At 69.7% G+C, this 8,631-nt stretch carries 6 protein-coding genes; 5 read left to right on the top strand and 1 reads right to left on the bottom strand.

What is annotated here, in order from left to right; genetic code table 11:
• Window positions 1-109 precede the first annotated feature (109 nt).
• From PMI12_RS25895 to PMI12_RS25880, 4 genes are read left to right on the top strand one after another with little or no spacing between them, the layout of a single operon-like run.
• Window positions 110-1,876, top strand: a complete 1,767-nt coding sequence (locus PMI12_RS25895; RefSeq protein WP_007838530.1) for an ATP-binding cassette domain-containing protein — start codon at window positions 110-112, stop codon at window positions 1,874-1,876.
• Window positions 1,873-3,003 carry an ABC transporter permease gene (locus PMI12_RS25890; RefSeq protein WP_007838528.1) on the top strand — a complete coding sequence of 377 codons (1,131 nt, stop codon included), beginning with the start codon at window positions 1,873-1,875 and terminating at the stop codon, window positions 3,001-3,003. Before PMI12_RS25895 ends, PMI12_RS25890 begins: the two co-directional genes overlap by 4 nt.
• A gap of 11 nt (window positions 3,004-3,014) precedes the next feature.
• The gene (locus tag PMI12_RS25885) at window positions 3,015-4,133 is read left to right on the top strand and encodes an ABC transporter permease (RefSeq protein WP_007838526.1); all 1,119 of its coding nucleotides are present in this window, start codon (window positions 3,015-3,017) and stop codon (window positions 4,131-4,133) included.
• A 15-nt stretch (window positions 4,134-4,148) separates the two neighbouring features.
• Window positions 4,149-5,696, top strand: coding sequence for an efflux transporter outer membrane subunit (locus PMI12_RS25880; RefSeq protein ID WP_007838523.1), 1,548 nt, complete (start codon window positions 4,149-4,151; stop codon window positions 5,694-5,696).
• A 1-nt stretch (window position 5,697) separates the two neighbouring features.
• On the opposite strand, the gene PMI12_RS25875 is transcribed toward PMI12_RS25880, so the two are convergent.
• Window positions 5,698-6,762 (bottom strand): ROK family protein, encoded by a 1,065-nt coding sequence (locus PMI12_RS25875; protein ID WP_007838520.1) that lies wholly within the window; start codon window positions 6,760-6,762, stop codon window positions 5,698-5,700.
• Window positions 6,763-6,873: 111 nt separating this feature from the next.
• Between PMI12_RS25875 and PMI12_RS25870 the strand changes: the two genes are divergently transcribed.
• Window positions 6,874-8,427, top strand: coding sequence for an ABC transporter permease/substrate-binding protein (locus tag PMI12_RS25870; protein WP_007838518.1), 1,554 nt, complete (start codon window positions 6,874-6,876; stop codon window positions 8,425-8,427).
• The last annotated feature ends 204 nt before the right edge of the window (window positions 8,428-8,631 follow it).

Raw genomic sequence — 8,631 nt, 5'->3', positions numbered from 1 at the left:
GGGCTGGGGTGGGGGCAGACGGCGTACCCGTCGAGCGCTCTGCCTGCCCCCATCCCAGCCTTCCCCCAGCGGGGGAAGGAGCAAGACTTCCCACACGGAGGGCTGTTGAATGCAAGCCGTGGCCGGGCGCTCGCTGCACAAGCGCTTCGTGCCGAAGGCGCCGGCCGCGGCCGTGCACGCGCTCGACGACGTGTCGCTCGAAGTACCCGCCGGCACGCTCACCGCGCTGGTCGGTCCCGACGGCGCAGGCAAGACCACGCTGCTGCGCCTCATGGCCGGCCTGATGCGCGCCGACCAGGGCGAGCTTCGCGTGCTCGGCATCGACGTGTCGGCCGACCCGCAGGCGGTGCAGGACCGCATCAGCTACATGCCGCAGCGCTTCGGCCTCTACGACGACCTCAGCGTGCAGGAGAACCTCGACCTCTACGCCGACCTGCACGGCGTGCCGCGCACGCAGCGGCGCGAGCGCTACGCACGGCTGATGGAAATGACCGACCTCGGCCGCTTCACCACCCGCCCCGCCGGCAAGCTCTCGGGCGGCATGAAGCAGAAGCTCGGCCTGGCCTGCACGCTGGTGCGCTCGCCCGACCTGCTGCTGCTCGACGAGCCGACTGTGGGCGTGGACCCGCTCTCGCGCCGCGAGCTGTGGGAGATCGTGCAGCAACTGGTCGACGACGAAAAGCTCTCGGTCATCGTCAGCACCGCCTACCTCGACGAGGCCGAGCGCTGCAGCCATGTGTTCGTGCTGCGCGGCGGCAAGCTGCTGGCGCAGGGCGCGCCCGGCGAACTGCGCGACCGGGCGCGCGGCCTGTGCTTTGTCGCAACGCCGTCCGACAGCGAGCCGCCGCGATTGCTTCAGGCTCGCCTGCTCGACGCGCGGCAGGACATCGTCGATGCAGTGCCGCAGGGCGGCGAGGTGCGCTTCATCCGCCGCGAGGAAGCAGACGGCGCGCGGCTCGACGCGCTGCTCGACGGCGCGCACACCGAGCCCGTCGCGCCGCGCCTCGAAGACGGCTTCATGATGCTGCTGCGAACGCAGCCATCGCCCGCCAGCGACACCATTCCGCCAGCCGCCATGGCGACGCCCGACGGCCAATCGGGCGAGGTGGTCATCGAGGTCAAGGACCTCGTGCGCCGCTTCGGTGATTTCGTCGCCGTGGCCAACACCAGCTTCTCGGTTCGGCGCGGCGAAATCTTCGGCCTGCTCGGCCCTAACGGCGCGGGCAAGACCACCACCTTCCGCATGCTCTGCGGCCTGCTGCCCGCCAGCGGCGGCCAGTTGCGCGTGGCCGGCGTCGACCTGCGGCATGCACGCGCACAGGCGCGCCAGCGCATCGGCTACGTCTCGCAGAAGTTCGCGCTCTACGGCAACCTCACGGTGCGCGAGAACCTCTCGTTCTTCGGGGGGGCCTACGGCCTGCGCGGCGCGAAGCTGCGCGAGCGGATGGACACGGTGCTGCACCAGTTCGACCTTGCCCAGGCACTCGACACGCCCAGCAGCCAACTGGCCGGCGGCTACAGGCAGCGCCTGGCGATGGCCACCGGCCTGCTGCACGAGCCCGAGATCCTGTTCCTCGACGAACCCACCAGCGGCGCCGACCCGCTCGCGCGCCGCGAGTTCTGGCGCCGCATCACGGCGCTGTCGGAAGGCGGCACCACAGTCGTCATCACCACGCACTTCATGGAAGAGGCGGAGTACTGCGACCGCATCGTGATCCAGGACGCAGGCAAGGTGCTGGCCATCGGCACGCCGCAGGAGGTGCGCGCGCAAGCGCTGGGCGAGGAAGACAGCGAGAGACGCATCGACATGGAACAGGCCTTCATCGGCATCGTCGAGAAGGCGCGGCACAAGAGCACGGAAGAGGTGGCGGCATGAACGGCTTCCGGTCCCGCCTGGTCTCCCTCACGCGCAAGGAGTTCCGCCAGCTGCTGCGCGACCGCAGCAACCTCGCCATCGGCATCCTGCTACCGATGGTGCTGATCCTGATCTTCGGCTACGGCATGTCGCTCGACGTGAAGAACGCGCCCGTGGCCGTGGTCATGGAAGACGCCTCGCCGACCGCGCACGAGGCCATTGCCGGGCTGCAGCTCTCGCCCACCATTGCGCCGGTCCTGCTGGGCTCGATGCACGACGCCGAGGAACTGATGCGCGAGCGCAAGGTCGACGGCATCGTGCGCGTGCCGGCCGATTTCTCCCGCGCGCTCGCCGCCGGCAACGCACGCGTGCAGCTCATCGTGCACGGCTCGGACGCGGGGCGCGCGAGCATCATCAAGGCCTACGTGAGCGGCGCCCTCGCGCAAGCGGGCGTGCGGCAGGCGGACCGCAGCGGCGACGCTGCCGGCGCCGCGGCCGCAGGCAGCGTCGCCGTCGAGCAGCGCATGTGGTTCAACGCCGCGAACACCAGCACCTGGTATCTGGTGCCGGGCTTGATCGTGCTCATCATGACGCTGGTCGGCGCCTTCCTCACGGCGCTGGTGATGGCGCGCGAATGGGAGCGCGGCACGCTGGAGGCGCTGTTCGTCACACCGGTGCGGCCGGTCGAGATCCTGCTGGCCAAGATCATTCCGTACTTCGCGGTCGGCATGCTGGGCCTTACGCTGTGCCTGCTCTCCGCGCGCTACCTGTTCGCCGTGCCCATGTACGGCTCGCTGCTGGTGGTGGTGTTCAGCTCGATGCTGTACCTGATCGTGGCCGTGAGCCTGGGTCTCGTGATCTCGTCGGTCACGCGCAACCAGTTCCTCGCGAGCCAGGTGGCTCTGATCGCGACCTTCATGCCTTCGATGATGCTGTCGGGCTTCCTGTTCGATCTGCGCAACGTGCCCACTGCCGTTCGGGTGGTGGGGCACCTGCTGCCGGCCACCTATTTCATGGATCTGATCAAGACGCTGTTCCTCGCCGGTGACGTGTGGCCGCTGATCTGGCGCAACTGCGCGATCCTGCTGGCGTACGCGGTGGGCCTGCTGCTGGTGGCGCGCGCGGTAACTCGCAAGAGCCTCGACTGAGGGCCGAAGCCATGGTCGATTTCCTCATGCGCATCGCCAACCTCTGCCGCAAGGAGCTGCTGACGATCCTCAAGGACCCGGCCACGCGCGCCATCCTGGTCGCGCCGGCATTGCTGCAGAGCCTGGTCTTCGGCTACGGCGCGACCTACGACCTCACCAACGTGCCCTATGCGTTGCTCGACCAGAGCCGCAACGGCGCCTCGTCCGAACTCATCGCGCACCTGGACAGCACGGGCGTCTTCCACCGCGTGGCCACGCTGCGCTCGCAGGCCGACATCCGCGAGGTGGTCGACACCGAGCAGGCGCTGCTCGTCATCCAGATTCCCGCCAACTTCGAGCAGCAGCTCAGCGCGGGGCAGACCACGACGATCCAGCTGATCCTCGATGCGCGCAACTCCAACACCGCGGGCTCGGCGGCGGGCTACGTGAGCGCGGTGGTCGAACGCTACAACGCGGAACTGCGCACGCGCGCGGGCGCCCCGCCGTCGCCGCTGGTCATCGAATCGCGCGCATGGTTCAACCCGAACCTCGAGACGCGCTGGAACCTGCTGCCCGGCATGATCGCTGCGCTCAGCATGCTGCAGACGCTGCTGCTCACCGCGCTGTCGGTGGCGCGCGAGCGCGAGCAAGGCACCTTCGACCAGCTGCTGGTCACGCCGATGTCGCCGCTCGAGATCATGATCGGCAAGGCGCTGCCGCCGGTGCTGGTGGGGCTGGTGCAGTCGTCGCTGATCCTGCTTGTGGCGCTGTTCTGGTTCCGCATTCCGATGGCGGGCTCGCTCGTCACTCTGTACACGGGGCTGGTGTTCTTCACGGTCGCGAGCGTGGGCATCGGCCTGTCGATCTCGGCCGTGTCGGCCAACATGCAGCAGGCCATGCTCTACGCATTCGTGCTGCTCATGCCGCTGATGCTGCTGTCGGGCCTGACCACGCCGGTGCGCAACATGCCAGACGTGCTGCAGGTGGCCACGCTGGCCAACCCGCTGCGCTTTGCCATCGATCTCGTGCAGCGCGTGTACCTCGAAGGCGTGGGGCTGGGCACGGTCTGGCACAACCTGATTCCGCTCGCAGTCATCGCCGCCATCACGCTGCCGCTGGCGGCCTGGCTGTTCCGCAACCGTCTTGTCTGAAACCGGGAGCACGCCATGCCTCTTCTGTCCGCTCCTCGCGCCGCGACCGCGTTCGCCTTCTCCCTGTTGCTCTCCGGCTGCGCCGTAGGACCCGACCACAAACCGGCCGAGGTGCGCACGCCCGCCGACTGGACTGCCTGGCACGGCGGCTCGCCCGCGCTGCTGGGCGCGGAACGGCAGGGCGCTTCCACCGGCGGCATCGCATCCGGCGATTGGAAGGCCTTCAACGATCCGGTGCTCGACCGTCTCGAAGCCATGGTGCTCGCAAGCAACCCCGACCTTCAGACTGCCGCCCTGCGCTTCGCACAAAGCCGCGTGCAGCGCACCACCACGGCGGCGCAGCAGGGGCCGCAGGTGAACGCGAGCGCCGGCGTCACACGGCAGCGCCAGAGCGAAAGCGGTGCCGCCACGCGGATGATCGATGCGATCGGCTCGTCGGTCTCCAACCGCGACCAGCTCATTCACACGCTCAGCGAGCCCTACAACCTTTACCAGGCCGGCTTCGATGCCTCGTGGGAGATCGACCTGTGGGGCCGCGTGCGCCGGGCCATCGAGGCGGCCGATGCCGACACGAGCGCCTCGTCCGCGCTGCTGCGGCAGGCCCGGCTCAGCGTGCAGGCCGAGCTGGCGCGCAACTACTTCGAGCTGCGCGGCACGCAACGCGAACTGCGCATCGCGCGCGCCGACATCGCGGCAGCCGCCGAGTCGCTCGAACTGGTGCAGGCGCGCGCCGACGGCGGCCTCGTCACCGACCTGGACCCGGTGCGCCAGCGCGCGCTGGTCGCCGAACTGCGCGCGCGCATTCCCGCGCTGCTGCTGCAGGAGGCCGATGCGACGAACCGCATCACGCTGCTGGCCGGTGCCGCGCCCGGCGCGCTGAACACCGAGCTGGCCGACACCGCCACCGGCGACGCACTCGACGCCCCGGCGCTCCCCGCCCTCGCGCTGGGCCAGCCCGCCGAACTCGCGCGCCGCCGCCCCGACATCGCGGCGGCCGAGGCGCAGCTGCATGCCGCCACGGCCCGCATCGGCGTGGCCGTGGCCGATCTCTATCCTCGCGTGACGCTGGGCGCCGGCTTCGGCTACGAATCGGTGGGCAGCGAGCGTTTCGGTGAATGGGGCAGCCGGCAATGGCACGTGGGCCCGTCGATCAGCCTGCCGATCTTCGACAACGGACGCCGCCGCGGCGCCGTCGAACTGCGCGAGCTGCAGCAGCAGGAAGCGGCCGTGGCCTTTCAGCAGACCGTGCTCAAGGCCTGGCACGAGATCGACTCGGCGCTCACCGCCTACGCCGCCGAGCGGCAGCGGCAGACCGAACTGGCCGAGCGCGAGCGCCGCGGCCGCGACGCGCTGGTGCTGGCGGCTGCCCGCTACAAGGGCGGCCTCACCGACCTGGGCGTCGAGCTCGACGCGCGCCGCGCCCTGCTGCAGGCGCGGCGCGACCAGGCGCAGAGCGCCAGCCGGCTCGCGGTCGGGCTGGTGGCCGTCTACAAGGCACTGGGCGGCGAGGCCGTGGCGTCGGCCAGCATGCGCGTCGAAGGCCTGCGACCCGAAGACCTCTGATTCAAGCCCTGTTGGTAAAGCTCGCGTTGCCCAGCCCCGTGCCGATGGTCAGCACGCCCCAGTGCCGCACGTCGCGCATGAAGGGCAGTTCGCTCAGGCCCTGCACCACCGCGTCGTTGTGCATCAGCACCAGCGTCGGGCCCGAGCCCAGCATCGGCATGCGCTGCCACAGCTGGCTCGGCAGGTGGAAGGCGTGGCTGTCCCAGTCGCCGGGCAGGTTCTGCGCGCCGCGCGCGATGAAACCGTCCGGCCGAATCAGGCCCGGGCAACCAATGCCGACGAAGGGCGCGAGCCGGATCTTCCTGCGCTCGCTGTAGCGCACCATGTCTTCCAGCATGTCGGCGATGTGCTCGACCATGCCGCCGCGGTCGGGCCCTTCGTCCGCATGGCGCCACTTCTCGCGCCGCACCACCTTCGCGAGCGAGAAGTCGCGCGCCTTGCGGTGGCGTGTCTTCACGATGCCGCAGCGCACGTTGGTGCCGCCGATGTCCACCGCGAGGATCGCGTCGTGCTTCTTCAACATGGCGCGCGGCACAAGGTGCGCCCAACCGATCAGTCCGCCGTCGTCCACGTCGTGCGAGAGGCGGCCGATCTGCACGTGCAGGCCCATCTCCTCGAGGATGGCCCCAGTCTGCAGGATGGCGCGCTCGCCCACGTCGCTCTCGGGAAAGCCGCCGCCGACCACGATGCGCTGCACCTTCCGCCACGAGGGCTGGCGCATGAAGCGCTGGATCACCAGGGCCAGCTCCTGCGCGAACTCCTCGATGGCGCCATGCATCACATCGGAGGCCTCGGACGCCTTTCCTCCCTGCAGCGCGCGGTCGAGTTCCCCCTTGCCGAGGTCGCGCGAATGCGAGCCGCCCAGCGGGTCCTTTCCCTTCCTGCGGCGGCGCTTGCGCCAGCGTTCGAGCAGGTCGCGAAAGGCCGTCTGGCTGGCCTGGTCGCCGACGAAACCGTCCTTGTCGCGCAGCTGCAGGCTGTAGCCGTCGACCTGCACGCCCGGCAGCTCGCGCAGGCCGTGGACGTCGGGGCCGGGGTGTTCGTTCTTCGTGGAGCGGGTCTTCATGGCAACCGACTGTGGGCCCGATCAGCGGCCCGCCCCATCGGCACCGCGCACCACAGCGTGTAGGAGAGCGGCGGGTGCGCCAAACGGAACGATGTCTATACACTGGCCCGGATGCATCTGCCCCGCTGTTTCTGGCGCGCCGCCCTGCTGTACGCCCTCGCATGGCTTGCCGTCGCGCCGGCCCCCGCACGAGCCGCGGACGAGACGCTGCGCGTGGGCTCCAAGCGCTTCACCGAGTCGTACATCCTGGCCGAACTGCTGGCGCAGACGGCCGCACCGCACACCGCCTCGCCGCCCGTCGTGCGGCAAGGCCTGGGCAACACGGCCATCGTGTACGAGGCGCTGCGCTCGGGCGCCATCGACCTGTACGCCGAATACACCGGCACCATCGCGCTCGAAATCCTCAAGGGCTCGCCGGCGGACACGCGCGAGGCCATGAACGCGGCGCTCGCGCCGATGGGCCTGGGCGTGGCCATTCCGCTGGGCTTCAACGACGGCTATGCGCTCGCGGTGCGCGCCGCCGACGCCGAGCGGCTGGGCCTGCGCACGCTGAGCGACCTGGCGAAGCACCCCGAGCTGAAGTTCGGCCTGTCGAACGAATTCATCGGCCGCGCGGACGGCTGGAAGGGCCTGGCCGGGCGCTACGGCTTCACGCAGATGCCCACCGGGCTCGACCACGGGTTGGCCTACGACGCGGTGGCCGCGAAGCAGATCGACGTGATCGACATCTACACCACCGACGCCAAGATCGACCACCTCGGCCTGCGCGTGCTGGAAGACGACAGGAAATACTTTCCGCGCTACGACGCGGTGGTGCTCTACAAGCTCGACCTGCCCACGCGGCTGCCGCTGGCCTGGGCCGCGTTGAAGACGCTCGAAGGCCGCGTCGACGAGCGCGCGATGATCGCGATGAATGCGCGGGCCGAGCTGCAGAGCGTGCCCTTCGACACCATCGCGCGCGACTTCCTCGCGAGCACGGGCAAGGGCGCGAAGGCGCAGCCGCAGGAAGCGCGGCGCGGCTTCATGGCCAAGCTGTTCGGGCCGGACCTGTGGAAGCTCGCGCGGCAGCATCTTCTGTTGGTGGCGGTGTCGGTCGGCGTCGCGATTCTCATCGGCGTGCCGCTGGCGATCCTGGTGTTTGCGCATGTGCGGCTGCGCGCGGTGGTGCTGGGTTTCGCGAGCCTGCTGCAGACAGTGCCGTCGCTGGCGCTGCTGGCCGTGCTGATCTCGATGCTGGGCGCCATCGGCGCGCTGCCCGCGCTGATTGCGCTGACGCTCTATTCGCTGCTGCCGATCATGCGCAACACGGTGACGGGCCTGGCCGAGGTGCCCAACGGCCTGCGGATGGCCGGCACCGCACTCGGCATGACGCCGCCGCAGAGCCTTCGGCTGGTGCTGCTGCCGCTGGCACTGCCCACGCTGCTGGCGGGCGTGCGCACCGCGACCTCGATCGCCATCGGCACGGCGACCATCGCGGCCTTCATCGGTGCGGGCGGCTTCGGCGAGCGCATCGTGACGGGGCTGGCGCTCAACGACCGCGAACTGCTCGTTGCGGGCGCATTGCCGGCGGCTGCGCTGGCGTTGCTGAGCGAAGGCCTGTTCGAACTCGTGGAGTACCTGATGCGGAGGCGGCGTCGTGTGCCGCCGTCTTTGCTGCCTTCCTGAATTCGGGGAGCTTTCTTTCGGGGTGTGTGCGAAGGGCACCGGGTGGCTCCCTCCGCGAATGTCCCCCGCCTTCGGCTCCTCCTTTATTTCGCTGCGGGAGCCACCCGGTGCCCTTCGCACAATGGACGCTGCCGTTGTGCTGGCTGATCAACCAGTGCTCTGATCGATCACGCTGGCGGGGTGCTCTGCGCAGCGAAATAAAGG

Origin of the sequence: Variovorax sp. CF313, from assembly GCF_000282635.1 — a bacterium.
GTDB lineage: Bacteria > Pseudomonadota > Gammaproteobacteria > Burkholderiales > Burkholderiaceae_C > Variovorax.
Note: the sequence above shows the minus strand (reverse complement) of the source record. Positions and strands in the feature narration are given on the sequence as shown.

Coding starts and splice junctions, on each gene's coding strand:
- PMI12_RS25895 (WP_007838530.1), top strand. CDS start 110: ATGCAAGCCGTGGCCGGGCGCTCGCTGCACAAGCGCTTCGTGCCGAAG.
- PMI12_RS25890 (WP_007838528.1), top strand. CDS start 1,873: ATGAACGGCTTCCGGTCCCGCCTGGTCTCCCTCACGCGCAAGGAGTTC.
- PMI12_RS25885 (WP_007838526.1), top strand. CDS start 3,015: ATGGTCGATTTCCTCATGCGCATCGCCAACCTCTGCCGCAAGGAGCTG.
- PMI12_RS25880 (WP_007838523.1), top strand. CDS start 4,149: ATGCCTCTTCTGTCCGCTCCTCGCGCCGCGACCGCGTTCGCCTTCTCC.
- PMI12_RS25875 (WP_007838520.1), bottom strand. CDS start 6,762: ATGAAGACCCGCTCCACGAAGAACGAACACCCCGGCCCCGACGTCCAC.
- PMI12_RS25870 (WP_007838518.1), top strand. CDS start 6,874: ATGCATCTGCCCCGCTGTTTCTGGCGCGCCGCCCTGCTGTACGCCCTC.